The sequence below is a fragment of the Ruegeria sp. CDSA193 genome, assembly GCF_059611885.1.
The window spans coordinates 281,549-306,787 of sequence record NZ_JBXWPN010000005.1; the positions used below are offsets into that span (position 1 = coordinate 281,549).

25 protein-coding genes are annotated in these 25,239 nt (G+C 56.9%); 19 read left to right on the forward strand and 6 right to left on the reverse strand.

The genetic code is table 11. The annotated features are described in order from the left end of the window. Positions 1-27: 27 nt before the first annotated feature. Genes AC2FLG_RS11725 through AC2FLG_RS11735 form a run of 3 tightly spaced genes read left to right on the forward strand, consistent with a single transcriptional unit; the run spans position 28 to position 2,810 of the window. Positions 28-1,209, forward strand: coding sequence for a phytanoyl-CoA dioxygenase family protein (locus AC2FLG_RS11725; protein ID WP_496706309.1), 1,182 nt, complete (start codon positions 28-30; stop codon positions 1,207-1,209). A 39-nt stretch (positions 1,210-1,248) separates the two neighbouring features. After that, positions 1,249-2,055, forward strand: coding sequence for a 5-deoxy-glucuronate isomerase (gene iolB, locus AC2FLG_RS11730; RefSeq protein WP_496706311.1), 807 nt, complete (start codon positions 1,249-1,251; stop codon positions 2,053-2,055). Then, entirely contained in the window at positions 2,052-2,810 is a 759-nt protein-coding gene (locus AC2FLG_RS11735; RefSeq protein ID WP_496691722.1) for an SDR family NAD(P)-dependent oxidoreductase, read from the forward strand. Before iolB ends, AC2FLG_RS11735 begins: the two co-directional genes overlap by 4 nt. 49 nt (positions 2,811-2,859) lie before the next feature. Here the strand turns inward: AC2FLG_RS11735 and AC2FLG_RS11740 are convergent, their stop codons facing one another. The 3 genes from AC2FLG_RS11740 to iolC are packed head-to-tail and all read right to left on the reverse strand — an operon-like array spanning position 2,860 to position 5,510. Then, a complete protein-coding gene (locus AC2FLG_RS11740; RefSeq protein WP_496706313.1) occupies positions 2,860-3,699 on the reverse strand; it encodes a class II fructose-bisphosphate aldolase in 840 nt (279 codons plus the stop codon). Then, entirely contained in the window at positions 3,696-4,532 is an 837-nt protein-coding gene (locus AC2FLG_RS11745) for a 5-deoxy-glucuronate isomerase (RefSeq protein WP_496701653.1), read from the reverse strand. Before AC2FLG_RS11745 ends, AC2FLG_RS11740 begins: the two co-directional genes overlap by 4 nt. Before the next feature lie 9 nt (positions 4,533-4,541). Continuing rightward, positions 4,542-5,510: a 5-dehydro-2-deoxygluconokinase gene (iolC, locus tag AC2FLG_RS11750; protein ID WP_496706408.1), complete on the reverse strand. Its 969-nt coding sequence runs from the start codon at positions 5,508-5,510 to the stop codon at positions 4,542-4,544. A gap of 126 nt (positions 5,511-5,636) precedes the next feature. Here iolC and AC2FLG_RS11755 point away from each other — a divergent pair, with 126 nt between their 5' ends. Together AC2FLG_RS11755 and AC2FLG_RS11760 are read left to right on the forward strand one after the other, a co-directional pair. Continuing rightward, a complete protein-coding gene (locus AC2FLG_RS11755; protein WP_496706315.1) occupies positions 5,637-6,740 on the forward strand; it encodes a Gfo/Idh/MocA family protein in 1,104 nt (367 codons plus the stop codon). Positions 6,741-6,777: 37 nt separating this feature from the next. After that, entirely contained in the window at positions 6,778-7,911 is a 1,134-nt protein-coding gene (locus AC2FLG_RS11760) for a Gfo/Idh/MocA family protein (RefSeq protein WP_271948257.1), read from the forward strand. Here the strand turns inward: AC2FLG_RS11760 and AC2FLG_RS11765 are convergent, their stop codons facing one another. Then, positions 7,912-8,910 carry a LacI family DNA-binding transcriptional regulator gene (locus tag AC2FLG_RS11765; protein WP_281972472.1) on the reverse strand — a complete coding sequence of 333 codons (999 nt, stop codon included), beginning with the start codon at positions 8,908-8,910 and terminating at the stop codon, positions 7,912-7,914. It lies immediately after the preceding gene. A gap of 381 nt (positions 8,911-9,291) precedes the next feature. Between AC2FLG_RS11765 and AC2FLG_RS11770 the strand changes: the two genes are divergently transcribed. The 9 genes from AC2FLG_RS11770 to AC2FLG_RS11810 all read left to right on the forward strand — a co-directional run bounded on the left by AC2FLG_RS11770 (position 9,292) and on the right by AC2FLG_RS11810 (position 17,809). Continuing rightward, positions 9,292-9,480 (forward strand): Flp family type IVb pilin, encoded by a 189-nt coding sequence (locus tag AC2FLG_RS11770; RefSeq protein WP_281972471.1) that lies wholly within the window; start codon positions 9,292-9,294, stop codon positions 9,478-9,480. Between the two features lie 163 nt (positions 9,481-9,643). Beyond that, on the forward strand, positions 9,644-10,471 hold the full coding sequence (cpaB, locus tag AC2FLG_RS11775; RefSeq protein WP_142635731.1) for a Flp pilus assembly protein CpaB: 828 nt from the start codon (positions 9,644-9,646) through the stop codon (positions 10,469-10,471). A 30-nt stretch (positions 10,472-10,501) separates the two neighbouring features. Further along, the gene (locus AC2FLG_RS11780; RefSeq protein WP_496706317.1) at positions 10,502-11,986 is read left to right on the forward strand and encodes a pilus assembly protein TadG-related protein; all 1,485 of its coding nucleotides are present in this window, start codon (positions 10,502-10,504) and stop codon (positions 11,984-11,986) included. Continuing rightward, positions 11,983-12,474, forward strand: a complete 492-nt coding sequence (locus AC2FLG_RS11785) for a TadE/TadG family type IV pilus assembly protein (RefSeq protein WP_271948250.1) — start codon at positions 11,983-11,985, stop codon at positions 12,472-12,474. Before AC2FLG_RS11780 ends, AC2FLG_RS11785 begins: the two co-directional genes overlap by 4 nt. Further along, positions 12,471-13,109, forward strand: a complete 639-nt coding sequence (locus tag AC2FLG_RS11790) for a TadE/TadG family type IV pilus assembly protein (RefSeq protein WP_496706319.1) — start codon at positions 12,471-12,473, stop codon at positions 13,107-13,109. The genes AC2FLG_RS11785 and AC2FLG_RS11790 overlap by 4 nt, the downstream gene beginning before the upstream one ends. 11 nt (positions 13,110-13,120) lie before the next feature. Beyond that, positions 13,121-14,326 (forward strand): CpaE/TadZ family protein, encoded by a 1,206-nt coding sequence (locus AC2FLG_RS11795; protein WP_496691718.1) that lies wholly within the window; start codon positions 13,121-13,123, stop codon positions 14,324-14,326. A gap of 48 nt (positions 14,327-14,374) precedes the next feature. Next, positions 14,375-15,772: a TadA family conjugal transfer-associated ATPase gene (locus AC2FLG_RS11800; RefSeq protein WP_496691717.1), complete on the forward strand. Its 1,398-nt coding sequence runs from the start codon at positions 14,375-14,377 to the stop codon at positions 15,770-15,772. 11 nt (positions 15,773-15,783) lie between these two features. Then, a complete protein-coding gene (locus AC2FLG_RS11805) occupies positions 15,784-16,812 on the forward strand; it encodes a type II secretion system F family protein (RefSeq protein WP_142635743.1) in 1,029 nt (342 codons plus the stop codon). 13 nt (positions 16,813-16,825) lie between these two features. Next, positions 16,826-17,809, forward strand: coding sequence for a type II secretion system F family protein (locus tag AC2FLG_RS11810; RefSeq protein WP_496706321.1), 984 nt, complete (start codon positions 16,826-16,828; stop codon positions 17,807-17,809). Between the two features lie 13 nt (positions 17,810-17,822). Here the strand turns inward: AC2FLG_RS11810 and AC2FLG_RS11815 are convergent, their stop codons facing one another. Continuing rightward, on the reverse strand, positions 17,823-18,314 hold the full coding sequence (locus AC2FLG_RS11815; protein ID WP_142635747.1) for an A24 family peptidase: 492 nt from the start codon (positions 18,312-18,314) through the stop codon (positions 17,823-17,825). Beyond that, a complete protein-coding gene (locus AC2FLG_RS11820) occupies positions 18,314-19,159 on the reverse strand; it encodes a helix-turn-helix transcriptional regulator (protein ID WP_496696253.1) in 846 nt (281 codons plus the stop codon). The genes AC2FLG_RS11815 and AC2FLG_RS11820 overlap by 1 nt, the downstream gene beginning before the upstream one ends. Positions 19,160-19,918: 759 nt before the next feature. Between AC2FLG_RS11820 and AC2FLG_RS11825 the strand changes: the two genes are divergently transcribed. From AC2FLG_RS11825 to AC2FLG_RS11845, 5 genes are all read left to right on the forward strand, one after another. Next, positions 19,919-21,265, forward strand: a complete 1,347-nt coding sequence (locus AC2FLG_RS11825) for a substrate-binding protein (RefSeq protein WP_142635750.1) — start codon at positions 19,919-19,921, stop codon at positions 21,263-21,265. 96 nt (positions 21,266-21,361) lie between these two features. Continuing rightward, on the forward strand, positions 21,362-22,393 hold the full coding sequence (locus AC2FLG_RS11830) for a branched-chain amino acid ABC transporter permease (RefSeq protein WP_142635752.1): 1,032 nt from the start codon (positions 21,362-21,364) through the stop codon (positions 22,391-22,393). 3 nt (positions 22,394-22,396) lie between these two features. Further along, positions 22,397-23,602, forward strand: a complete 1,206-nt coding sequence (locus tag AC2FLG_RS11835; protein ID WP_496696250.1) for a branched-chain amino acid ABC transporter permease — start codon at positions 22,397-22,399, stop codon at positions 23,600-23,602. A 9-nt stretch (positions 23,603-23,611) separates the two neighbouring features. Further along, on the forward strand, positions 23,612-24,367 hold the full coding sequence (locus tag AC2FLG_RS11840) for an ABC transporter ATP-binding protein (protein WP_142635756.1): 756 nt from the start codon (positions 23,612-23,614) through the stop codon (positions 24,365-24,367). A 9-nt stretch (positions 24,368-24,376) separates the two neighbouring features. Then, complete coding sequence (locus AC2FLG_RS11845; protein WP_142635758.1) at positions 24,377-25,132, forward strand: ABC transporter ATP-binding protein; 756 nt, start codon at positions 24,377-24,379, stop codon at positions 25,130-25,132. Positions 25,133-25,239: the final 107 nt, after the last annotated feature.

Genomic DNA, 25,239 nt, shown 5'->3' on the forward strand with positions numbered 1-25,239 from the left:
ACCAAGGCCATGAAGAAGGAGAAAATCATGGTAAGTCAAAGAATTGGATATGTCGGGTATTTTGACCGGGAATCCTGTGATCTGGACGAATTCAAGGTGTTGACCTCTCGGAAACTGACCTCGGACATGGTTCCGCAGGCCGCGATGATCGAAAAGAACGTCCCCGTCTATGACATGAATGCCCTGCGTCCCGCGCTGGAAGATACAGGGCAACGGCGCGCTTTGATGGCGGAATGGGGCCATGTGCTGAACCAATCCGCCGGGGTGATCGCGCTGAAAGGGGCCTATCAGGATCTGTCGGTGATCGACCGGGCGACCGAGGTTTTTCGGCAGATCATCGACGAGGAACGCCAAAGCGGCGAAGGCGAGGGTGATCATTTTGCCGCCTCGGGTGCGAATGACCGGATCTGGAATGCGCTGCAAAAGCACTGCCTGCGTGATCCAGAGGGGTTCTCGAGGTACTTCGGCAACGCCGCTATTGCCACCGCCTGTGAGGCGTGGCTGGGGCCGAACTATCAGGTCACGGCTCAGGTCAATCAGGTCCGCCCCGGCGGCAAGGCACAGCAGGCGCATAGGGACTACCATCTGGGCTTTCAGACCGCTGAAAGCGCTGCCCGGTACCCTGTGCATGCACATCTGCTGACGGCGGCGCTGACCTTGCAGGGGGCAGTGGCACATTGTGACATGCCGGTGGAAAGCGGGCCCACCAAACTGTTGCCGTTTTCACAGCTATATCCAGCCGGATATATTGGCTTTCACGACCCCGCGCACAGGGACCACTTTGAGAAGAGCTATGTTCAGGTGCCGTTGAACAAAGGCGACGCGGTATTCTTCAACCCCGCGCTGTTCCACTCCGCCGGCGAGAACCGCAGCACGGATATCGACCGTATGGCGAACTTGTTGCAGATCTCATCCGCTTTTGGTCGTGCGATGGAGGCCATCGACCGCCGGTCCATGGCGCTGGCCGTACTGCCGTCACTGGTGGCCTTGAAGCGAAGCGGCGAGCTGACTGGGTCCGAGCTGGACGCGGCCATCGCGGCGACTGCCGAAGGCTATCCGTTTCCGACAAATCTGGACACAGACCCCCCGATTGGCGGTAATGCTCCGGAAAGCCAGGCGGATATCTTGCGGCGTGCGGTCGCCGAAGAATGGACGCCAGAGCAACTGACCTCGGCACTTTCGGCGTTGAAAACCCGACAATCCGCCTGACGTTACGAACCGGGCCGGCGCGCCCAGAAAGGAGGCCCCATGGCCAACCTGCTCAGGAAACCACGCGGCCCCTATGGCAAGGTGCATGACATCACCCCTGCCTCTGCGGGATGGCGTTATGTCGGGTTCGGTCTTTACCACCTACGCGCAGGCGACAGGGCGACCGAAGAAACCGGTGACAATGAGGTCATACTGGTCATGGTCGAGGGCAAGGCGCATATCACCGGGGCCGGGCAGGATTGGGGTGTGCTGGGTGACCGCATGGATGTCTTTGAAAAGACGCCGCCGCATTGTCTGTACCTGCCCAACGGAACCGATTGGCAGGCCGTGGCGGAAACCGATTGTGTTGTGGCCGTGTGTTCAGCCCCCGGCACAGGTGGCCACCCGGCGCGACGGGTCGGGCCGGGTGGCATCACACTGACCGAACGCGGGAAGGGTGTGAATACCCGCTATATCAACAATATCGCGATGGAGGCCGAAGACGTCGCTGACAGCCTGCTGGTGACCGAGGTCTTCACGCCCAATGGCCACTGGTCCTCCTACCCCAGCCATCGCCATGATGAAGATGACTTTCCTCGCATAACCTATCTGGAAGAGACCTATTACCACCGTCTGAACCCCTCGAACGGGTTCGGCATTCAGCGGGTCTATACCGATGATGGCGATCTGGACGAGGCTATGGCTGTGTCGGATGGCGATGTCGTGCTTGTGCCTCGGGGGCATCATCCCTGTGGCGCACCATATGGGTTTGAGATGTACTACTTGAACGTCATGGCCGGCCCGTTGCGGAAATGGCGCTTTGTAGCCGCCCCCGAAGTTGAATGGATCATGGAGCGTGACGCATGAGCACGAGTTTTGCGAATTACCCCGGTCTTGCGGGAAAAACAGTCTTTATCACCGGCGGGGCCGGGGGGATCGGCGCCGAAACGGTTCGCGCCTTTGCCGCCCAGGGGGCCAGGGTCGGGTTTGTGGATCTGAACGCAGATGCGGGCCAAGCGCTGCTGGCGGAGCTGGACGGGCAGCATGCCTTTGCCCAATGCGATTTGCGCGACATAGATGCGCTGCAAGAGGCATTCGGGCGGCTGGTCGCCGCGCTGGGCGAAGCGGATATTCTGGTTAACAACGCCGCACATGACGAACGCCACGACTGGCGCGAAGTGACGCCGGGATATTGGGATGACCGAATGGCCACCAATATCCGCCATATGTTCTTTGCCATCCAATCGGTTGCCCCAGGCATGATTGCCAAGGGCAAGGGGGCCATCATCAATCTGGGATCGAATTCCTGGTGGGAATGCGGCGCAGGATTCCCGGCCTATGCCACCGCCAAATCAGCCGTCCACGGCTTGACCCGTACCATGGCGCGCGAGTTGGGCGACCATCGCATCCGGGTGAACACGGTGGTTCCGGGCTGGATCATGACAGACAGGCAAAAAGAGCTATGGGTGACGCCCGAAGCGCTGGCCAAGCAACTGGATCGCCAATGCCTGCCGGACCCGATTGACCCGGTCTTTGTGGCGCGCATGGTCCTGTTTCTGGCCTCGGACGACGCGGCCATGTGCAGCGCGGGGAACTTCATGGTCGAAGGCGGCTCGATCTGAGGGGATGCCGCTTGGCGATGCGCTCCCGGCAGATTGGTAACATGACGCCCTAACGCTGGGGCGGGGCGCCGAATGCTCGGATCACAGTGCGGGCGGCTGCCTCGACCGGGTTGTGGGTTTCCTTCAGGATGGTGACGCGGTCGAACCTGTCGGGGTCGCGGTTGACGGCTTCACGCATGGCATTTCCGAATGCCATACGCAGCTCGGTTCCTATGTTGAACTTGCAGATCGAGGTCTCGCGCGCCAGCTTCATACGCTGCTCTACCGGCACACCGGACCCGCCATGAATGACCAAAGGCACTTCGGTCACGGCATCGATTTCGGCGATACGCGCCTCATCCAGGCCACCTTCTTTGTTTTGCTGCAAGTGAACATTGCCAACCGAAATCGCCATCGCGTCGACGCCGCTTTCGCGTGCAAACTTCGCGGCTTCCTCGGGGTCGGTACCATTTGAGCCTTCGCCACCGGAATACCCCACAAAGCCGATCTCTCCCTCGCATGAAATCCCGGCCGCATGGGCTATCTCGGCAATGGCCGCAGTCTCGTTGATATTCTGCTGCAAGGGTTTGCGCGACCCGTCGAACATCAGCGAGGTAAAGCCGCTGTCCAACGCGATCTTGCAATCCTCGAACGTATATCCGTGATCCAGATGGGCGACGACCGGGACCGAGGCATTCTCGGCCAGATAGCGGAACATCTTGCCCAGAACGGGCAGGGGGGTGTGCTCGCGGCAGCTGGGTCCGGCCTGCAGAATCAGAGGCGCGTTTTCGGCTTCGGCTGCGGCCACATAGGCGCGCATATCCTCCCATCCTAACGTGACCAGGCCGCCCACGGCATAGCCTTGTTCATAAGCCGGTTGCAGAACGTCTTTCAGTGTGGCGAGGGTCATTTGAATTTTGCAATCATGTCTTTGATGCCCGGTATGGTTTCGATCTGATAGGCATGGGTGGGTTGGAAATACTGGACTAGCGAGCGTTGGGTCAGGCCGCCGAGGATCGTGAAATAATACATCTCATACCCCGGCAGGACGCAGCAGGGGTGATAACCCTTGTCGATACAGACGGTCGATCCGTCCATGATATGATAGGCGTCGCCCGGTTCGTTATCCTCGCGCTGCAGCATCTGTAGGCCAGAGCCCCAGTTGGGTTTGAAACGAAAATTATAGGTCTCGTCATGGCGGGTCTCATCCGGCAGGCGGTTGGTATCGTGTTTGTGGCTGGGAAATCCCGACCAGCCGCCCTGACCCACGGTGAACAACTCACTCACCAGCAGACGGCCCACCTTGTCATGCTGTTTCTGGCCCAGGATGTGCTTGATCTTGCGGTGGGTTTTGGTGTCGTCGCTGCCGTATTGCACCAGATCGTGCTGGCGGACATCGAACGGGTCCAGCACCTTGTCGTATCTGGCGCCCGCGATGAAGACTTCGGTGTGGTCCGAGGCGCAGACGATCTGCACCTTGGCGCCAACGGGTGCATAAACGCCCTCTGGCTCTCCATCCCAGACATCCTCTCCTCGGTTGCCCAGCTTGGCAAATTGCACGCCTTCGACATCCACATCGACCGTACCTGTGGCCGGGACGATGCAGGTCTCATACCCCGGCACTTGATATTCGAACGCCTCGCCCTGTTTCAGTTTGACGATGTTGAAATAGTTCAGGGGCACCATTGGGTCATCGGCATCCACGATGGGTTTGTTCTGGTTCTCATAGGGGGCGATATGCATTGGGATCTCCTATGCCGTGGGGCCGGGATGGGTGGCCAGAAACGTGTCTAGCTGTTCGGTAGTCGGCATAGCGGGCGCACAGCCGGGTTGAGACACGACGATCGAGGCGCAGGCCGATCCGCGCATCACCGCGTCCTTCAGCGAGTACCCCGCTGCAACCGAGGCCAGTAACCCGGCCATGAAACTGTCACCTGCGCCATTCGGCTTGACGGCAGTCACCGGATAGATGCCTGTCTGAAATTCCTGCCCGTCCATCAGCGTGATGGCGCCTTTTTCACCCATTTTATAGATCACCACGCGGCCTGGTTTGGCCGCCAGTTCCTGCGCCTTGGCAAACCCTTTGTTTATCCCGCCCGCCATGAAACCGAATTCTTCGTCATTGCCTACGATCAGATCACTGGCGTCACCGGCGCGGGACAGGACCTCGGACGCGACTTCGGGTGAGGGCCAACTGTAAGGGCGATAGTCTATGTCAAATATTACGGGCACACCGGCCTTGCGGGTCGTATCGATGGCCCGGAATGTGGCGCTGCGCGAAGGCTCGGCCGCAAAGACGGTTCCGGCCGAGATCACAGCCGAGAAGGAGCTGAAATCGACCTGGTCCATATCCTCTTCGGTGACTTGGAAATCGACTGCGCCATTGCGGTAGATGACATTCTGGAAATCTTCTGTCCGGCTTTCGTAGATTGCCAGCGACATGCGGTATTCGCCCCTTACAACCCGTATATTGGACGTATCGACGCCGTAATGCGCCAGCCGGTTCAGGCAGAACCGCGCGACCGCGTCGTCAGATACCGAGGTGATCAGCGACGCTTGACTGCCCAGCTTGACCAGACCCACACATATATTTGCCGATGAACCGCCCAGATCGGCCCGGAACGCGTCGGCATCCTCACTTTTCTCGCCGATGGGATCGGCAAACAGGTCCATGCCCGCACGACCCAAGACGCCAAAGCGGTTTCCTTTGATACCGTCCATCAAAGCGGTCACGTCATTTCCTCCGGCGAAAAGGGTCGGCAAGGTGTGTTGATCCTTGCGTTGAATCGATTCACACGATACTGATTTTGCAACCGGTTGCAAATGATATGTGCGAGGCCGCGGCAGATGCCTGAAATTGGAATTGGAATTGTTGGCGGCGGCTATATGGGCAAGGCCCACTCCGTCGCGATGTCAGCGGTAGGTGCGGTGTTCGACACCGCGCTGCGCCCGCGGCTTGAGGTGATCTGTGCCTCGACATCTGCAAGCGCGGAAGTCTATCGCGCCGCCTACGGGTTCCAGCGCGCCACCGATGACTGGCGCATGCTGGTCGAGGATCCAAAGGTCGAGGCCATTGTGATCGCCTCACCTCAATCGACACACCGTCAAATCGCTGAGGCGGCGTTTGCCCTTGGTAAACCGGTGCTGTGCGAAAAACCCTTGGGGGCGTCCTTGGACGACAGCCGCGCGATGGTGGCGGCAGCCGAGGCCACAGGTGCAATCAACATGGTCGGGTTCAACTATATCCGTACGCCCGCTAGCCAATATGCGCGTCAGCTTATTGCTGAAGGGGAAATCGGTCAGGTCACATGGTTCCGTGGCGAACATACCGAGGATTTCTATGCCGACCCCGAGGCCCCGGCAACCTGGCGCACAACGGGAATGGCCAATGGAACCATCGGCGATCTTGCTCCGCATATGGTGAATGGTGCGTTGGCGCTGATCGGGCCGATCACTCAGGTTATGGCCGATGTGGAGACGGTGCACCGGCATCGCCCTGGCGGCGAAGTTACCAATGATGATCACGCGCAGATGATGTGCCGTTTTGAAAGCGGGGTCATGGGCAACCTCTATTTCAGCCGTGTCGCAACGGGTCGCAAGATGGGCTACGCCTATGAAGTCTCGGGTACCAAAGGTGCGATCCGGTTCGATCAGGAGGACCAGAATGCCTTGTGGCTGTACCGCCGCGAAGGTCCCGAAGCTGCACGCGGTTTTACCAAGATCCTGACAGGCCCTGCGCACCCGGATTACGAACCTTTTTGCCAGGGTCCGGGGCACGGCACAGGTTATCAGGATCAGATCATTATCGAGGCCAAGGATTTCCTACAGGCCATCCATTCCGGGCAGAATATCTGGCCCACCTTCCGCGATGGGCACGAAGTGAACCGCGTTCTGGCGGCTGCATTGGCATCGTCAGACGGGCGGCAATGGACAGATATCAGCGATTTCTGAAAGCTCACCACCCAATTTCCAAAGAGAGACTAAGACCATGACTAAGCTGAAATGGGGCATGATCGGTGGCGGTGAGGGCAGCCAGATTGGCCCTGCGCACCGCCTTGGCGCACAGGCCGATGGGCTGTTTGAGTTCGCTGCCGGAGCGTTGGACCACCGCCCCGACGTGGGACGTGAATATGCACAGCGTTTGGGCGTTGCAACTGATCGCGCCTATGGCAACTGGCAAGAGATGCTAGCCGGTGAAAAAGACCGTAGCGACCGCATCGATCTGGTTACCATCGCGACACCGAACTCGACCCATTTTGAAATTGCCAAGGCCTATCTCGAGGCGGGTTTTAACGTTCTGTGCGAAAAGCCGATGACGATGACCGTGGACGAAGGCGAAGAGATCGTGCGCATCGCCGAAGCATCGGGCAAGCTATGCGCCGTGAATTATTGCTATTCGGCTTATCCGATGGTGCGCCAGGCACGTGCAATGGTGAGGGTCGGGGATATCGGCAAGGTGCGTCTGGTCGTGACGAATTTCAGCCACGGCCACCACGGGGATGCCACTGACGCCGACAATCCACGCGTGCGCTGGCGGTATGATCCGGCGATGGCCGGTGTCTCGGGGCAGTTCGCGGATTGCGGTATACACGCGCTGCATATGGCCAGCTTCATTTGCGATGATGAGGTCACGTCGCTGTCCGCCGACATGGCCTCGACCATCTCAAGCCGCGTGCTGGAGGATGATGCCATGGTCAACTTCCGGACAGAGCGTGGCACCGTCGGGCGCTTGTGGACTTCGTCCGTTGCGATCGGGCGCCAACATGGGTTCGACATTCAGGTCTTCGGTGAAACCGGCGGTCTGCGCTGGACCTCGGAACAGCCCAACCAGTTGCTCTATACACCGGTCGGCGGCCGCACACAGATCATTGAAAAGGGCGAAGGTGGCTTGTACGAGGACGCCCAGCGCCTGTCGCGGGTGGCCATCGCACATCCTGAAGGGTTTCCCTTGGCTGTGGCCAACATCTATTGCGATCTGGCCGATGCCATTCGTGGCGAAACCCGCGACGGGTTGCCAGGCGCAGCGGATGGGGTGCGGTCTATCGCAGCGGTCCATGCTGCCGTTGCGTCGGGCAATGAAGACGGAGCCTGGAAGGATGCGCGCCCCCCTATGTTCCGCTGACTAGGCGCGGGGGCGCAGCGTGCCCCTTTCGACTACGCGGCAGGGGAAAATGCGGGCCTCGGGATAACGCTCGGGGTCTTTCAGCATTTCTTCCACCAGATCCACAGACGAGGTGATGATTTGCTTGATCGGTTGGTGGATGGTTGTCAGATTTACGCTTTCCCAACGCGACATCTCCATGTCATTCAGGCCGATGATCCCGATATCCTTGCCCGGTTTAAGCCCGTGATCCGACAGGGCGGACAGCGCACCGACGGACAGAATGTCATCGCCGCAGAAATAGCTTTCGGCTGGTTGACCCTTTAGCAGGTCCAGCATTTCCGCGCGCCCCGCCTCAAATGAATAGGCCCCGGCGAAAGAGTATGTGACCTCAAGACCAGGGTGCTTTTCGGCCTCTTCCATAAAGCCCTGATAGCGATCCATGGCCGAGGTCGCATCCTTTGGCCCGCCCAGATATCCAACACGCCGATAGCCCCGCGCCTGCAGCTCGCGGGCTGCCATGCGACCACATTCGACATTGTCGATCCCGACGACATGTACCTCTGGTGAGGTCGCCGAGCGCCCGAACGTATGCACAACCGGAACACCGGCATCGTGAAACGCCTTGGCGAAACTTGGCGGCAGGGTCGAAGAGGCCACGATGGCAGCGTCAACAGAATACTGGCGCAGCATCCGAACGGAATTGGCAGGCTCGGTCTCATCGGTCAGGTTCACGATCAACGGGCGCAAACCGCGTTCCTGCAAGGCGCGCGTGAATTGATCGAAGACTTCAAGGAAAATCGGGTTGTGAAAGTTGTTCGAGATCAACCCAATCAGTTTTGTCCGCCCTGTGGTCAGGGACGAGGCCAGGGCGTTTGGGCTGTAACCCAGTTCCGCCGCGGCCTTTTCCACCTTGCTTCGGGTTTTTGCCGAAACCGAGGCACCCTCGGTAAAGGTGCGCGACACGGCAGAGCGCGACACCCCGGCCAGAGCTGCGACGTCTTTTAGGGTGACGCTCATGTTTCGTACCTGCAGAAGAAAGGTGGGATGACAGACATTTTCATGTCGTGATACTAAGCCAGTTAGTCTGGTGGCTGCAATCGGTTGCAAATGATTGCTCGTTTGACGCGGGGCCCGGTTTATTGACCCCGAGCAGCTTCTCACCAATCGATTCTTTCTGACGGGAGATCAGGTAAATCTGCCGCCGCGCACCGTAAATCGGTCCGCGATTTGACACATTTCCGCCCAAAATGATCGAAAATTCGCCCTAAGCGGGAATTTCTTTTCGTTTGTGGGGAGGTTTCGGCACCGCCTCATCAGTAACGATTTAGTTAACGGGGGTGTGTTCCTCGTGTCAGTGCGGGATTTCGCACTTTGGTAAAACAGTCTGGAGTTCAAGTAATGTTGAATGGAATTCGCAAAGTATTTCTGAAGCTACGCAAAGACGAGAGTGGCGCCACCCTGGTTGAATATGGCATCGCGCTGTTTGTTGCGATTGTCGTCGGCGGGACAATTCTGACCAATTTGGCTGGCACGACCAGCAGCAACTTTAGTGATGCAAACTCGGCAGCCCAGCGGACAACGCCTTAAGCTGCGCGCCAATTTCCCAAGTGAAAAAAACCTGACTTCCCATTCGCAAGCGTGGGGCGTCAGTTTCCTACCAGACCACCTTTGATTTGCATAAGCGGTCTGTTTGGCCATTCAGGCCCAATTAAGTAATTATCCTGAGTTTTCCCGGGAATTGGAGGATACCATGCGTATTAAATCATTTTTGATGACTTTCCTGGGAATAGGTTTGGCGGGTGGCGCAGTCATTCTGGCGCAGGATCAGATCCGAAGGAATCAGTCAGCGGGTGAACCAACCATAGTTCGTGTTGTGGCCGTGGCCGAAGATATCGCATTCGGAACGCCGATCGAAGGGCACAAGCTGACGACCATTGATTGGCCTACTGCATCTGTGCCTGCAGGTGTTTTTACAAGCTTTGATGATGTCTTGCCTGCCGCCGGCATAGAACCTCGCCGGGCCAAGCGCGCTTTGGCGCAGGGTGAAATTCTTTTGACCTCGAAAGTTTCCGATTTTGGTGAAAAAGTGACAATCGTTCAGACGATTGGCGAGAATAACCGCGCGATGGCGATCAATGTCGACGCGCAGACAGGGGTAGGCGGATTTGTAACGCCTGGCGACTTTGTCGACATTGTTCTGACCCGCGGCACCAATGATACACTGCGTGCAGTGACGATCCTGCAGAATATCCGGGTCATCGGCGTGGACCAAACCGCGGATGAAGAGCTTGACCAACCGGGCATTGCCCGCACGGTTACGATCGAGGTCACCCCGGATGAAGGTCAGAAGTTGGCTCTGGCGCAGAAGGCCGGGCAGCTCAGCCTGTCTCTGCGGTCTCTGCAAACAGAAGAGGATAAGCCGCTGGAAGCGGTTCGCCTCAGCGACATCCTCCTTGAAAAATCACCGCTAGAAGAGGGCACGCCCAGGCCGATTGTGAAAGTTCGCCGTGGGGCAACCGACGTTCAGGAAATTCAGGTCTTTGGGAACACCAGTGCAACAACTGAGCCGGTGAACTGAGGTCAGGTTGGTCTTTCGAGGGAGGTTGATATGACTTCGCTACGCAAAATCAGGGACAAAGAAGACGGCACAATTCTGGTTTTTGTCGGCATGTTCATGGTCGTCATGATCGGAATGGCTGCACTGACTTTTGATCTGGGGCGTATCGCCTCTACCCAAACTGACATGCAAGCCTATACCGACCACGTGGCGCTTGCCGCCGCAGGAGAGCTGGATGGCAATGCTGACGCTATCACCCGTGCAACAGCTGCGGCATCCGGCATGATCGACGACGAACAGTTTTTCGCGGATGGCAGCCAAAGCCTTGGAACTTCTGCGGATTTTTCGCTTCGCTTTCTGACCGGATTGCCTACTCCGGTGGCAGACCCAGACGATAACGACTCGGTTACGCCCTTTGTGACGACAGACCCGGCGCGTGCCGTCTTGGTCGAGGTGACCGCGACACCACGGACTGTTTTCCTGCCCTTTGGCCGATCGCTGGCCAGCTTGCTGGGTGTCGCCAGCCCGTCCGGAGAGGTGAATTCAGTCTCGATCGCTGGGTATTCAGCATATGCCTGTGACGTAACGCCGTTGATGTTCTGCATCCCGTCGGGCTGGACCTCCAGCGCCAATATCGGCGCTTCCATCAAATTGCGTACTGGCGGCAACAACTCGGCCTGGGGGCCGGGGAATTTCGGATTTCTGGATCCAACGGATATCGGGATCAATCCAAACGGGCCATGCGCCGGTCTGACTGGCTCAAAGCTGTATATCTGCCTCATTGCTGCGAATGGGAACCTGACCAAATGCGTGTCTCAGCGCGGTGTCGACACCGAACCCGGTCAGCGGAACGGGATTGGCAGCGCTATCTACAATTCGCGGTTCGATATGTTCCAGGCGACCATGAACCAACTGAAAAACGATCCAGACTATGCGCCGGGTCCAAATGTGATTTCAGGTTGGGACCATTCTGGCGGGGGCTGTGTGAAAAACAACCCGGACCTGTCGACCAATACTATTCCAATGCCGCCGGATGATTGCTTTGACCCGGTGAGTGGTCTTTGCAATGGCAGCCGTTTTGGCAATGGCAACTGGACGTCAGGGCAAGCGGCTTACAATCTTATGAATTATGGAGTTGGACCGGACGGTACGCTGACACCGCATGCGCAGGGCGCACCGACAGGAAACACCCGGTATCAGGTATATCTGGACGAGGTCAGCCGGGCCGGGTCGGGCGATATCGTCACCGGACGTGACGAGACCGGCCGCGCCCAATGTTCAGGCCAACCCAGCACCGATCCCGAGCGGCGTACGTTCATCGCCGCAGCGATTGACTGCACCGCGAACCCGGTTTCCGGGCGGGCCACCGATGTGCCGGTGAAGGAATTCGTAAAAGTCTTTCTGTTTCAGCCACTTGAAGAATCCACAGGTTCGGATTTCGACATCTTCGTCGAGGTGGTCAAACAGGTTGGCGGCGGAGTTGGTGGCAGTGCCGTTGATGGCATTTTCCGCGATGTCGTGAGGCTGTACCGATGAAGCCGCTGGGTCGCTTCCTCTCACGCTTTCAGCGCTGCGAGTCTGGCGCGCCGATGGTCGAGTTCGCCATGGTTCTGCCGGTTATCTTGCTGTTCTTTGTTGTGATCATCGAGGGCAGCCGGATCACCTGGATACATCAGGCGACATCTGCCGGCGTACGGGATGCGTCGCGCATGATCGCTCGCATCGCACCGCTGGATCTATGCAGCGCGGGCGGCGTCGCAAGCTATGATGCAATGGCCACAGATATTGTCGCCAACCGACTGGGCGGTGGGGCGCATTTGCCGGTCGGAACAACGCTGGTGGATGTAACCCCGACCTGCATATCGCGGTCTGGCAGCTATCGTATTGACCCGACCTCAGTGGTCGAAGTGACCGCGAAAATCCAGATTGATTTTATCCTGGGCAATGTTCTGGGCTTGTTCGGCGGGGCTGTTAGCACGCTTGACACGGTGATTTCGGATCAGAGCCGGGTGTTCGGCGTATGACCCGGTTGTCGCATATCCTGCGGACCTTCCGGAGTCAGGAGCGTGGCGCTGCCCTAGTCGAATTGGGGATGGTCATTCCACTGTTCCTGTTGCTGATGTTCGGCATTGTGGATTATGGCCGGTTGTTCTGGTCGACTACCATGGCGCAGAAGGCGATGCAAAAAGCATCTAGGCTGGCAACTCTTGGGCCTCCGCTTTGCGGTGCGTTGCCGACCGAGCACACGCTGGCAAGCGGCGCTCCTACAAGTACGAAATTTGGGGTGCTCTGCCGCAGTGGCAATGTCTGTGCCGTGCCTGCCCTGCCTGCGCCTTGCCCGTTGAATACCGCGACGGATTACGGCGCACGTGTCTGGAATGATATCCGCATGTTGCTGCCACCGGGAACGACTGCCGCCAACGTACAGATCGGATATTCGCATGACGCGCGCCTTGGATTTTTAGGGGGGCCATATACGCCGGTCGTTACCGCCGAACTTGTTAACGTAAACTTTAACTTCATGATGCCAATCGCCGGTCTGGCCGCTCTTGCGTCGAACGGCACAACACCTGCGTCAAATACCCCCAACAGTATTTCTCTTCCCGCGATGAGCACATCGGTTCCCGCCGAAGATCTGGCGGCCGGGGCGAGTGAGTAAGGAGAAACATAATGAGTGCCAAGCAGATTTCAGTATTGTTGATTTCACCGGACGAGCAGATTTACTCGGCCATCGAAGGCTCGTTGCGGGGGCAGGCGAACTGCCGGTTCACCGGTCGTCAGGACACCGTTGCGGGGGTAAACGGCTCTGCGATCTCGCTGACTGCAGAGCATGATGTTGTTCTGTTCGATGTGGATGAGAATTCCGGGGACCTACTGCAAACCGCACGGAAAATCTGTGATGCCCGTATGCCAAATGCGATCATCATTGCGTTGGCCCACGAGGATCTGCCCTTGGAAAAGGCGCGCCAGCTGAAAAAGCTTGGTGTCGACGACGTTCTTCCGAGAAAGTGGATCGACGAGGAAATTGTGCCGCAGGTGGACGCAATCCGGGCCCGCCGTCAGGCGCAGTTGCCGGCCGTGTGGGGCGGTCAGGCAACCCTGGGCAAAGTGATCGCCGTGGCCAAATCCCGTGGTGGGGTTGGATCGTCTATCGTCGCTGCCAATCTGGCCAACGAGCTACAGGCCAAGGAAGGGTTCTTCAAGAAGAAAGCCGCCAACGAAGTCGCGGTTGTCGATTTGGATTTTCAGTTCGGATCTATTGCCGCCCTGATGGATGTTGAGGAAAGTGACGCCATGTGGCGGATGGCGATGGATGAGAGCATTCCCGATGGCGCCTTTCTGGAACAGGCCATGACCAAGTCCCCCTGTGGGGTTGATGTTCTGGCTGCACCGTCGCGCTTTGGTCCTCTCAGTGCCATTAATGAAGAACAGATCTCGGCCATTTTGGACAGCCTCAAGCGCAGCCATGATTATGTGATTATTGATCTGCCGAGAGCTCTGGTCGAGTGGATTACGCCGGTTTTGTCCCAAGCCGACCGGCTGCTTTTGGTAACGGATGTCGCGGTGCCTTCGATCCGGTCAGCGCGGAAATTGATGGATTTCTATCACGCCGAAAACCCGGCCTTGGAAATTCAGCTGGTTGCGAGTCTGGAAAAGAAACCCCTGATCCCGGCCGCGCACCACCGCGCAGCGGCAAAGTTGTTGGAACAGGATTTCGCCCACTGGGTTCCCAAAGATGAGCGAACCGTTCGTGAATGCGTGGACCGGGGCGTACCTCTGCAAGAGGTCTCAAATCGGGCGCCTCTGACACGGGCCATCCGCCGCATCGCGCAGGAAACCACAGTTTCTCTGCCGCCACGCGTGGGCAAACAGTAAATCGAAGTCCGAAGATGTGAAGATCAGTTAAGTAAAAGGTAAAGCAGAATGTTTCGTGAATTTGACAGAACGGGTCGCACAACATCCCAATCCCCAAAAGTTGTGCCTTTGGACACGAAACAGCCGAACGGAAATGTTGCTGATATCGAGGTCAAGAACGCCGAACGCCGTGCCATGGAGCGCGAGCGCGAGATGGACCGTATTGACCTCAAGGCTCGGATGCACAACTCGCTGCTTGATAAGCTGAATCTGGCTGTGATCGACAAGGTCGAAGAAGACACATTGCGGGGCGAAATCGGCAAACACGCAACTGATCTGTTGCGGTCCGAGGGCCGGGCCATGCGGTCTGAGGAAATCAAGCTTTTGGTCGAAGAACTGATGCACGAGGTGCTTGGGCTTGGGCCACTGGAGCCTTTGCTGGCCGACCCTTCGATCAACGATATTCTGGTGAACGGTCACAAGCAGATTTTCGTCGAACGTTCAGGTATTCTGGAAAAAACCTCGGCGCGTTTTCGGGATGAACGTCATTTGCTTCGGATCATCGACAAGATTGTCAGCCGTGTTGGCCGCCGTATCGATGAACGCCAGCCCTGGGTGGATGCGCGGCTTGAGGATGGCAGCCGTGTAAACGCGATCATTCGGCCCTGCGCGCTGGACGGGCCGGCCTTGTCGATCCGTAAATTCGCGCGCGTACCGCTGACGATGGAGCGGTTGGTTAAGAACGATGCATTGAATGACAGTGCCGCGGCGTTGTTGCGCGGTCTGGTCGAGGCAAAGATGAATGTCCTGATTTCCGGAGGAACCGGATCAGGTAAAACGACGATGCTGAATGCCTTGTCTTCCTATATCGGCGGCAACGAACGGGTCGTGACCATCGAAGACGCTGCTGAACTGCAACTGCAGCAGGAACATGTTCTCCGCATGGAGACCCGCCCAGCTGGTTTGGACGGGACCGGCGCTGTGGCCCAGCGTGATCTTGTCCGCAACGCGCTGCGGATGCGCCCTGACCGTATTGTGGTCGGCGAGGTGCGCGGATCAGAGGCCTTCGACATGCTGCAGGCGATGAATACCGGCCATGACGGTTCGATGACGACCGTTCATGCCAACAGTCCACGCGATGCGCTGTCTCGGGTCGAACAGATGGTACAGATGGGTGGGATGGAGCTGCCGCATTCGGCGATCCGGGCCACCATCGCTTCGGCCATCCACTTTGTGCTTCAGTTGAATCGACTTTCAGACGGGACGCGCCGGGTTACTTCGATCTCGGAAGTGACTGGAATGGAAGGCGACATCATCACCATGCAGGACATCTTTGTCTTCAAGCGCGAAGGCAAGGATGAAAACGGCAAGGTTCTGGGCCGGTTCATGCCCACGGGAATTCGGCCAAAATCCAGTGATGCACTGGCGGCTGCCGGTGTCGACCTGTCCACCGTCAAGTTCAACTAAGGAGGTCCGGGATGTTCGAGAAAATCAGGTCATATCTGGCCAATCTGAACATCAACAACCTGATCGGCCCGGAAATGGAAGTTGCCGGGTTCGATGTCAGGTTTGTTCTGGCGCTTGCGGTTTTCCTGGGTGCGCTGATTGCTTTTGAAGGGCTGCGTCAGTTTATGCGGCGTGGCGAAAACCGCGAAGAGGCGATCAACCGCCGAATTCAGATGCTGTCCGAGGGGAAGTCGGGTGAGGATGTCCTCAGCCTGTTGAAACCGCAGGAAGCCAAGCCACTGTTGCGGAGTTTCCCGCTGGTGGGGGATTTGCCTCTGGCGTTGAAGGTTTCGGGCCTGAACATGGTTCCCGAAATGTTTCTGGCCGGTTGTGGCGCAGCCTTTCTGATCTCGGCCATTGGTGGGTCTATGGTGGCTGATCCGTTGAAAGTGGTCCCCACCTGCGCCCTTGTTTTCCTGATTGCGCCACTGGTTGCGTTGGGGGTGACGTTGCGCAAGCGCAAGGCGGCGTTGATCAAGCAGTTGCCCGATGCGCTGGACCTGATGTCCCGTGGATTGAAGGTGGGGCACCCACTGAACACAACCTTACAAAGTGTCGCTGAAGAAATGCCTGACCCAATTGGAACAGAGTTTGGGCTGGTCGTTGATCAGGTCTCTTATGGCGAAGAACTGACAACTGCGATCAAAAGCATGGCTGACCGCATCGATGAAGAAGATATCCAATATCTAGCTGTTGCACTGATGATGCAGCACGGCACAGGTGGCGACCTGGCCGGCATCCTGCGCACGCTGGCTCGTGTGATCCGAGCGCGCATGTCATTGCGTCGCAAGGTCAAGGCCATCTCGGCCGAAGGCCGCATGACAGCATATATCCTGTCATCCATTCCCGTTGGCATTGCCGTGTTCATGACCATCATGACGCCGACATATTATGGCGATGTCGCGGACTCTCCGGCCTTTGTGCCAGTCATGAGCGTTATCGCCGTGACCATCGTCCTGAACGCGATTGTGATGTTCAAGCTTGTGAATTTCCGGATTTGAAGAGGCGTATTCGATGGAGTATTTGAGTTCGATTTTTGATAGCGAATTATCAACGCAGATCCTGGTTCTGGGTTGTGTGCTGATAGGTGCGGTCGTAGCGTTTCTTGGTATCTCGTCCTCGCTTAGCGAACGGTCCACAGCCGCAGAGCGCATGGTGTCAAGCCGACCACGTCAGGCTTTGTCACGGGCAGTTCCTGAAAAAGTCGAGGGCGATGCGCCGACAGGGTTGAGTGCGGCCCTGATACCCAGCGATGCCAGTGTACGTTTCGAAGTTGGGCAAGTGTTGGCGCGTTCCGGATTTCGCAGCAAAAACGCAATCGTGAATTTCTATCTTATCCGTTTGGGGCTGGCGACGTTCCTGCCGCTGGCCTTCCTCTTCCTGATGTCCTGGCAACCGGCAAACAACTTGGGTGCGCGGATCGCGGAATATACGTCCAGCCTGAACGCGTTCGAGATTATCCGGAATGTCGGCGTATTGTGCGGGATCGGGTATCTCATACCGCAGTTATGGATGGGCGCCCGGATCAAAGAGCGCAAGCGTCTGATGGAAAATGCGTTTCCGAACATGCTGGATCTGCTTCAGATCGGTATCGAGGCTGGCCTCGGTTTTGATCAGGCCTTACTGAAAGTGGCGGTCGAAATGCAGCTTGTCGCGCCGGAAATGTCCGAAGAGATGCTGATTGCGCTTTCCGAGATTCAGGCAGGGCGTGACCGAGATACCGCGCTGATGCGTATGGCGCGTCGAACAGGTATCGAGGAAATGAGCTCATTCGTAAGCGTTGTGCTGCAATCGACCCGGTTTGGCGTTCCCCTGGCTGCGGCTTTGAACACCTATGCCGAAGAAATGCGTGAACTGCGCGAGGTGCGGGCACAGGAAAAGGCCAACAAGTTGCCTGTCCAAATGTCGGCGGTTATGGCCAGTTTTATGCTGCCTGCAATCGCTGGGCTGATCCTGGCCCCGATCGTGATCCGTTATATGGATGCGTTTGGCCCCTAAGACGCTGACATGGTCAGAACCAAAGCGCTGTAGCCGACCAGATTGCAAGGATCACCCCGGATGATCCGATAGCGATTCCAAGAGGAAATTCGCGCGACTGGGCGGTCGACTTGATATGCGGGGAAGTTTGTCGGGCGAGGCGCCGAAACAGCGACATTCCGATCAGCCCCGCTGCCATGCAGCCTGCCAGTATTAGCAGATAGGTCGATACGACTGGGACCGGAATTGCGGCAAATACGATTGGCAATATTTTGGCGTCGCCGCCGCCAAGCCAACCCGCAGCAAACAGACCGAAACAAATCGCAAAACACGCTGCGGCCACAAGAAGGCGCAGCAGCAGTTGGTTCCAATCCGGAAACGGCGCGGTCACAAGCACGACTGCACCGCCCAGCAGGCAGTACAGGTTAGGGATGCGCATTTGGGTGAAATCCGTCCAGGCGATCATTACGAACAGCGGTGTGAATACCCACAATGTCAGCCAGGACTGCCAGTCCAGTTCAGGCATCAAGCACGTGCCTGGCCAGGTTTCCCAAAAAGGGCCTCGCGCTCTTCTACCGATACCAAGCGCCGGGCCAGCATGTGGAAGGTGTCCAGCGCCGTTTTTGAATAGATATGCTTGAGATGCGTGCGAACTGTCGCTGGTCCGATCTCAAGTTCGGCACCAATGGATTGGGGCGACAGCCCGCGTGAAACAAGAACGCAAACACGCCATTCGGCACGGGTCAGGCCCGTCGGGTTCTCGGTGCTGAGAATAGGTGCTTCACTGTATGATTTCCTGAGTGCGGTGACTGATTGCCGAGACAGTGATTCAGTGATCAGTCCGGCTCGGCGGGCCTGATAGGTCTCGGATAGTTGCGGAGCCACCTGTTCAATGGCTTCGCGGCAACCGGGTTCGGAACTCTGCCCGAAATGAAGTTCCAGAAAGTCGATTTCGCCGCCGTTATGGTCCAGGCATACGAACAGAATGTCATCCAGCTTGCGGTGCGACATCCAATCCAACAAAACTGCGGAGATATCACTGGGGTCTGCCCCGTCATCTCGCAGACTAAACACCGAGGCGCGTTTTGGTTTGTTCCGAAACGGGCCGAGGGCGTCGTTGGCGAAAGAATGAAACAATGGTCTTTGGAATTTTGGATCCCTTGTGTCAGCCCGTGCGGCAACACGATGGGCCCCCTTGTTCAGCCACACACGGCTGATGACAGCACAATCGGCGCCAAATGCTTTGACGATACCTTCAAGCGCGGCATCAAGAACGACGCCTGCCTGGCTCCAATGAATGAAATTAATGATGGCTCTGGCATGAAGCGCGTTTGGCAACCACGCAGCGCTCTGAGCATTCCCCCGGACCATAGATAACAACCTGTACTCGAACAAACATAAACGCGCATTTGCAATATAAGAGTGCGCAACCTCCTACCGATTCTTTACATTCCTATAGTTCTATATAATCGTCTAAAACTCATCTAAAAAATCATTAACCTAATTATGTACGATCAATTCGTCGCGTTTCAGTAAACAAACTGCACAAAATCCGCGGACTATTTCTTTGACCTATTCGCGGAATGCGGGGTGAAGCGTAGTGGTTTATGCCTTTTTTGTAAGGTTATTGCGCTTGTTTGGTCGTCGGTTGGTCGGGCGGTTGCCTGTATTCACCGATGCAGCCGTGGAGGGATTAACCGTTTTTCAATTTGTCACAATTCTTGATTTGCACGATGCTTCGGGTTTGAGAACCCAGGTTCAAACGGCTTGATCTCCAAGGGAAGTCAGCTCGTCCCGGTGACCATCTGAGCTGTATCATACGGCCCGGGCTCTCCTTTAGATTTAGCAACAACTTCTTGCTTGCCGAGCAGAGCGGCACTGCCTGCATGGCGATCACCGGCATGTTTTCAAATAATACCTTTTAATTTCAATTCTTAAGAAGCATAAGATGTTTGAAAATTTACAAAAATCCGCACCTAGGTGTTCATTTGTTTACATAACATAGCTGCTTTTTGAATAGGTTATTGAGAAATTTTCAGAACCCCCGCCATACTCGCGGTGCGTAAACCTGCGCAATCGTTTGCTGGAAGAGGAGCCAACAGACGTAAAACAGGGAACTGGGAGGAATGAATGACTAATAAATCTGTCACACGCCGCGGCGTGCTGAAGTCTGGTGCTGTTGCCGGTACCGGTCTGGCCCTACCTACGATTTTTACTGCATCGTCGGCTGCTGCATATACTAACGAACCTTCTGGGTCGTCTGTCACATTGGGTTTCAATGTTCCGCAGACCGGGCCTTATGCAGAAGAGGGTAATGATGAACTGCTGGCACAGCAGCTTGCAGTCGAGCATCTGAACGGTGAGGGCGATGGCGGTTGCCTGAACACCTTTACGTCCAAGGCCCTGAAAGGGAACGGGATTCTTGGTAAAAAGGTCGGGTTCGTAACCGGCGACACCCAGACCAAATCGGACGCCGCACGCGCATCGGCCAAGTCGATGATCGAAAAAGACGGTGCGATCATGATCAACGGCGGCTCGTCCTCGGGCGTGGCTGTCGCAGTTCAGGGTCTGTGTCAGGAAGCGGGCGTGATCTTCATGGCTGGCCTGACCCATGCCAACGACACGACCGGTAAGGACAAGAAGGCGAACGGTTTCCGCCATTTCTTCAATGCTTACATGTCGGGCGCTGCTCTGGCGCCGGTTCTTGCTGCCGAAATGGGCAGTGAACGCCGGGCCTATCATCTGACCGCTGACTACAACTGGGGCTGGACTCAGGAAGAGTCGATTGTGGCCTCGACCGAAGCCCTGGGATGGGAAACAGTCAACACGGTCAAAACACCGCTCGCGTCGACGGACTTCTCGTCCTATATCGCGCCGGTTCTGAACTCGGGCGCGGATGTGCTGGTTCTAAACCACTATGGCGGTAACATGGTGAACTCGCTGACCAATGCGATTCAGTTCGGCCTGCTCGACAAGGTGGCCAACGGCAAAGACTTTAAGATTGTCGTGCCGCTGTATTCCGAATTGATGGCTGCTGGTGCTGGCGAGAACATCAAGGGCGTGCTGGGTTCGATGAACTGGAACTGGCAGTTGCAAGACGAAGGCACCAAGGCCTTTGTGAAATCCTTTGGTGAGAAATACGGCAAGCCGCCGTCCAATTCGGCTCAGACCTGCTATGCACAGGTTCTGCTCTATGCAGATGCGTGCGAACGGGCGGGTACCTTCAACCCCTGTGGTGTCGCCGAAGCGCTGGAAGATTTCGAGTTCGACGGTCTGGGCAACGGACCGACCTGGTATCGAGGCGCGGATCATCAGTGCTTTAAGGATGTGCTGGTGGTGCGGGGCAACGAGAACCCGACCAACGCCTATGACACGCTGGAGATCGTCGAGATCACCCCACGCGCGCAGGTCGAATACGATCCCGAGCACCCGATGTTTGCCGGTGGCGAATTGGGTAAATGCAATCCGGGCGCGTAACACAAGCGCGAGAATTTTCGACGAAAATTCTCTGACCTAGAAAACGGGCTCTCCCACCTATGGGGGAGTCCACTGGACAGGCCAAAGGTGGGGACTATGGACGCCATTCTTCTGCAAATTCTGAACGGGTTGGACAAGGGGTCGGCTTATGCGCTGATCGCGCTTGGCCTGACGCTGATTTTCGGAACGCTTGGAGTTGTGAACTTTGCCCATGGGGCGCTGTTCATGATTGGTGCGTTCTGCGCCGTGTCTTTGCAAAAACTCTTTAACTTGAGCTACGTGACCCTTGATGAAAGTCAGAAAGATTTTCTGGGCAACCCGCTGAAGGTTGAAACCCCGTATATTGAGGCCTGGTTCGGCCCCGAGATTGGCGCGTCAATCATAGATTGGTCCGTTCCTCTGGCTGTCCTGTTCGCGATCCCGATCATGTTGTTTGTCGGCTACGTGATGGAGCGCGGGCTGATCAAACATTTTTACAAGCGCCCTCATGCGGATCAGATCCTTGTGACTTTTGGCCTGGCGATCGTGCTGCAGGAGATCATCAAATATTTCTTCGGTGCCAATCCGATCCAGACCCCGCCCCCCGATATGCTGAGTGGGTCTGTTGATCTTGGCATCATGGTTGGATTCGATCCCAACGCCATCATCTATCCGATCTGGCGGCTGGTCTATTTCGGGTTTGCCGTTGGCATTATCGGAGCGGTGTTCTCGTTCCTGCAATTCACAACCTTTGGCATGGTCGTGCGGGCTGGCATGGCAGATCGTGAAACGGTGGGCCTGCTGGGGATAAATATCGACAGGCGGTTTACCATCATGTTCGGGATTGCGGCCGCGGTCGCGGGTCTTGCCGGGGTGATGTACGGGCCGCTCAACCCCCCAAATTATCACATGGGCATGGACTTTCTGGTTCTCAGCTTTGTGGTTGTGGTTGTGGGGGGGATGGGCTCATTGCCGGGCGCGGTTCTGGCCGGGTTCCTGCTGGGCGTGCTCGAAAGCTTTGCGTCGACCACCTGGGCCACGACCACGATCCCCGGCATCAACCAGATCATCATCTACCTTGTCGCCATCATCGTGCTTTTGACCCGTCCACGCGGGTTGATGGGGCGCAAAGGCGTGATGGAGGAATAAGCTATGTTGGGACTGAACAAGAGAGATACCAGCCTGCTGATCATCGTCGCCATACTGACCCTGTTGGCGCCCTTTATCCTGAACCCGTTCCCCGAAGGCAGCGCCATGGCGCAGTTCAACGCGGGCTATCCCGATTTGATGCAGCGGTTCGTGATCTTTGGGATCTTTGCGATCGGCTTCAACATTCTGTTTGGATTGACCGGATACCTGTCCTTTGGCCATGCGGCCTTTCTTGGGGTGGGGTCGTATTCCGCTGTGTGGATGTTCAAACTGCTCAGCTATAACGTCATTCCGGCCATCGCACTCAGCGTTCTGGTTGCTGGATTGTTTTCGCTGCTGATCGGATTTGTCAGCCTGCGTCGGTCGGGCATCTATTTCTCGATCCTGACGCTGGCTTTTGCACAGATGAGCTTTGCGCTGGCCTATTCGGTGCTTTCGAACCCAAAATTCAACCTGACAAATGGTGAGACCGGCTTGCAGGTCTATGCGGACGATCCGCAGATCCTGCAATCGGCCAGCGCGCCAAACCTACCGCATCTGTTCGGCATTCCCATGCGCGCGACCTATACGTTGGATGTGGGTGCCTGGAGCTTTGACTTTAACGCGGGCTATTACCTGTGTGCGGTGATCATGATGGCGGTGTTCTATCTCTCTATCCGGATCTTCCGCTCGCCCTTTGGCATGATGCTGCGGGCGGTGAAATCCAACCAGCAGCGGATGAATTATACCGGTCTAAATTCGAAACCCTACACACTGGCAGCCTTTGTGATTTCAGGCATGTATGCCGGTCTGGCGGGGGGGCTGATGGCCGCAATGGACCCGCTGGCCGGGGCCGAACGGATGCAGTGGACTGCCTCGGGCGAGGTGGTACTGATGACAATTCTGGGCGGTACAGGGACCCTGATCGGGCCGGTACTGGGAGCAGGTTTTATCAAGTATTTCGAAAACATCTTCTCGAAGATCAACGACAATGTTCTGCACAGCTGGTTCGCTTTCCTGCCCGATGGGCTTGAGGACGCGGTTGTGTTCCTGATCCATCCGTTCATCGGCAAAGGTTGGCATCTGACGCTGGGTATCCTGTTCATGCTGGTGGTGATCTATCTGCCGGGTGGGCTGGTAGAAGGTGGTCAGCGGCTGATGGGCTGGTTCAAGCGTAAGAAACCGGGCGCCGATGATGCCCCGAAGGGCAAAACCGAGCCAGCGGAATAAGGGGGCACCATGGCAATTCTACGAGTCAAAGACGTCAGCAAACGCTTCGGTGGCCTCAAGGCGCTGTCGGATGTGAACCTCAACGTCGAAGAAAACTCGGTCCACGCGATCATCGGCCCGAACGGTGCGGGCAAGTCAACCTTGCTGAACTGTTTGGTGGGAAAGCTGATGCCGGATACCGGTTCTGTTTTGTTCGACAACAATTCTGTTCTGGGGTTGGAACCCTATCAGATCAACCAGATGGGTATCAGCCGTGTGTTCCAGACGCCCGAGATTTTCGGCGATTTGACTGTGATGGAGAACATGTTGATCCCGATCTTTGCGATGCGGGACGGCGCGTTTCGGATGCACGCCTATGAAACCATCTCCAGTGAAAAGGCGATTGTCGAGCAGGCCGAGGCGATGCTGTTAGAGATGAACATGGCTGACAAACGCGAGATGCACGCGGCATCGCTGTCGCGCGGGGACAAGCGACGACTTGAGATCGGCATGTGCCTCAGCCAGAACCCGCGCCTGCTTTTGCTGGACGAACCCACCGCCGGGATGGCCCGGGCAGATACCAACAACACGATCGACCTGCTCAAACAGATCAAGGACGAGCGTGACATTACCATCGCCATCATTGAACATGACATGCATGTGGTGTTCAGCCTGGCCGAGCGCATCACCGTTCTGGCGCAGGGAACACCTCTGGTCGAAGATACGCCAGAAAACATCCGCGGGCATCCCAAGGTTCGCGAAGCTTATCTGGGTGAGGCCGCGTAAGGAAAAGCAATGAACGAGAAACCTGACTTTTCGAAAAACGCCAATATGGCCAGCACCGCCCCTGCGTTTTTGTCCGTATGGGACATGCATTCATACTATGGCGAAAGCTATATCGTGCAGGGCGTCAGCTTTAACGTGCACGAAGGTGAAATTCTGGCCCTGCTGGGCCGGAATGGTGCTGGCAAGACCTCGACGCTCAGATCCATCGCGCGGGTCAGTGACCCCGAGGTGCGTCATGGTGAGATCTGGCTGGATCACAAGCCGCTGCACAAAATGACCAGCTATGAGGCTGCCGCCGCAGGCCTTGGCCTTGTGCCCGAGGATCGCCGTATCATCCCCGGTCTGACGGTCGAAGAGAACCTGCAACTCGCCCAGATCGCTCCACCTGTCGGCTGGTCGCTGGAACGGCTTTATGAGCTGTTCCCAAGGCTGGGTGAGCGCCGCAAGCAAGAAGGCATTACCCTGTCTGGCGGAGAGCAGCAGATGCTGTCGATTGCGCGGGCTTTGGCACGGGACATCAAGGTGTTGCTTCTGGATGAACCCTATGAAGGGCTTGCCCCGGTGATCGTGGATGAGATCGAAAAGACTCTGCTTCACGTCAAACAGCAGGGTATGACCACGATCATTGTCGAGCAGAACGCGGTGCGCGCCCTGGAATTGGCGGACCGTGCGATCATTCTGGATACGGGCAGCATCGTGTTTGATGGAGCCGCCAGCGAGGTGTTAGAGAATCCACAGCTGCGCGAGGAATATCTGGCAATCTGAACATGCGGATTCAGAAATTGTTCTGAACCGTCGGGCGGGGTGTTCATCCCCGCCCGTTTTCGTTGTTCAGCTTTCGATTGGCGGTGTCCTGGGTCCGGGTCACCAAC

Bases quoted from the DNA above. Each gene is read 5' to 3' on its own strand.
- AC2FLG_RS11725 (WP_496706309.1), top strand. From the start codon at position 28: ATGGTAAGTCAAAGAATTGGATATGTCGGGTATTTTGACCGGGAATCC.
- iolB (WP_496706311.1), top strand. From the start codon at position 1,249: ATGGCCAACCTGCTCAGGAAACCACGCGGCCCCTATGGCAAGGTGCAT.
- AC2FLG_RS11735 (WP_496691722.1), top strand. From the start codon at position 2,052: ATGAGCACGAGTTTTGCGAATTACCCCGGTCTTGCGGGAAAAACAGTC.
- AC2FLG_RS11740 (WP_496706313.1), bottom strand. From the start codon at position 3,699: ATGACCCTCGCCACACTGAAAGACGTTCTGCAACCGGCTTATGAACAA.
- AC2FLG_RS11745 (WP_496701653.1), bottom strand. From the start codon at position 4,532: ATGCATATCGCCCCCTATGAGAACCAGAACAAACCCATCGTGGATGCC.
- iolC (WP_496706408.1), bottom strand. From the start codon at position 5,510: ATGGACGGTATCAAAGGAAACCGCTTTGGCGTCTTGGGTCGTGCGGGC.
- AC2FLG_RS11755 (WP_496706315.1), top strand. From the start codon at position 5,637: ATGCCTGAAATTGGAATTGGAATTGTTGGCGGCGGCTATATGGGCAAG.
- AC2FLG_RS11760 (WP_271948257.1), top strand. From the start codon at position 6,778: ATGACTAAGCTGAAATGGGGCATGATCGGTGGCGGTGAGGGCAGCCAG.
- AC2FLG_RS11765 (WP_281972472.1), bottom strand. From the start codon at position 8,910: ATGAGCGTCACCCTAAAAGACGTCGCAGCTCTGGCCGGGGTGTCGCGC.
- AC2FLG_RS11770 (WP_281972471.1), top strand. From the start codon at position 9,292: ATGTTGAATGGAATTCGCAAAGTATTTCTGAAGCTACGCAAAGACGAG.
- cpaB (WP_142635731.1), top strand. From the start codon at position 9,644: ATGCGTATTAAATCATTTTTGATGACTTTCCTGGGAATAGGTTTGGCG.
- AC2FLG_RS11780 (WP_496706317.1), top strand. From the start codon at position 10,502: ATGACTTCGCTACGCAAAATCAGGGACAAAGAAGACGGCACAATTCTG.
- AC2FLG_RS11785 (WP_271948250.1), top strand. From the start codon at position 11,983: ATGAAGCCGCTGGGTCGCTTCCTCTCACGCTTTCAGCGCTGCGAGTCT.
- AC2FLG_RS11790 (WP_496706319.1), top strand. From the start codon at position 12,471: ATGACCCGGTTGTCGCATATCCTGCGGACCTTCCGGAGTCAGGAGCGT.
- AC2FLG_RS11795 (WP_496691718.1), top strand. From the start codon at position 13,121: ATGAGTGCCAAGCAGATTTCAGTATTGTTGATTTCACCGGACGAGCAG.
- AC2FLG_RS11800 (WP_496691717.1), top strand. From the start codon at position 14,375: ATGTTTCGTGAATTTGACAGAACGGGTCGCACAACATCCCAATCCCCA.
- AC2FLG_RS11805 (WP_142635743.1), top strand. From the start codon at position 15,784: ATGTTCGAGAAAATCAGGTCATATCTGGCCAATCTGAACATCAACAAC.
- AC2FLG_RS11810 (WP_496706321.1), top strand. From the start codon at position 16,826: ATGGAGTATTTGAGTTCGATTTTTGATAGCGAATTATCAACGCAGATC.
- AC2FLG_RS11815 (WP_142635747.1), bottom strand. From the start codon at position 18,314: ATGCCTGAACTGGACTGGCAGTCCTGGCTGACATTGTGGGTATTCACA.
- AC2FLG_RS11820 (WP_496696253.1), bottom strand. From the start codon at position 19,159: ATGGTCCGGGGGAATGCTCAGAGCGCTGCGTGGTTGCCAAACGCGCTT.
- AC2FLG_RS11825 (WP_142635750.1), top strand. From the start codon at position 19,919: ATGACTAATAAATCTGTCACACGCCGCGGCGTGCTGAAGTCTGGTGCT.
- AC2FLG_RS11830 (WP_142635752.1), top strand. From the start codon at position 21,362: ATGGACGCCATTCTTCTGCAAATTCTGAACGGGTTGGACAAGGGGTCG.
- AC2FLG_RS11835 (WP_496696250.1), top strand. From the start codon at position 22,397: ATGTTGGGACTGAACAAGAGAGATACCAGCCTGCTGATCATCGTCGCC.
- AC2FLG_RS11840 (WP_142635756.1), top strand. From the start codon at position 23,612: ATGGCAATTCTACGAGTCAAAGACGTCAGCAAACGCTTCGGTGGCCTC.
- AC2FLG_RS11845 (WP_142635758.1), top strand. From the start codon at position 24,377: ATGAACGAGAAACCTGACTTTTCGAAAAACGCCAATATGGCCAGCACC.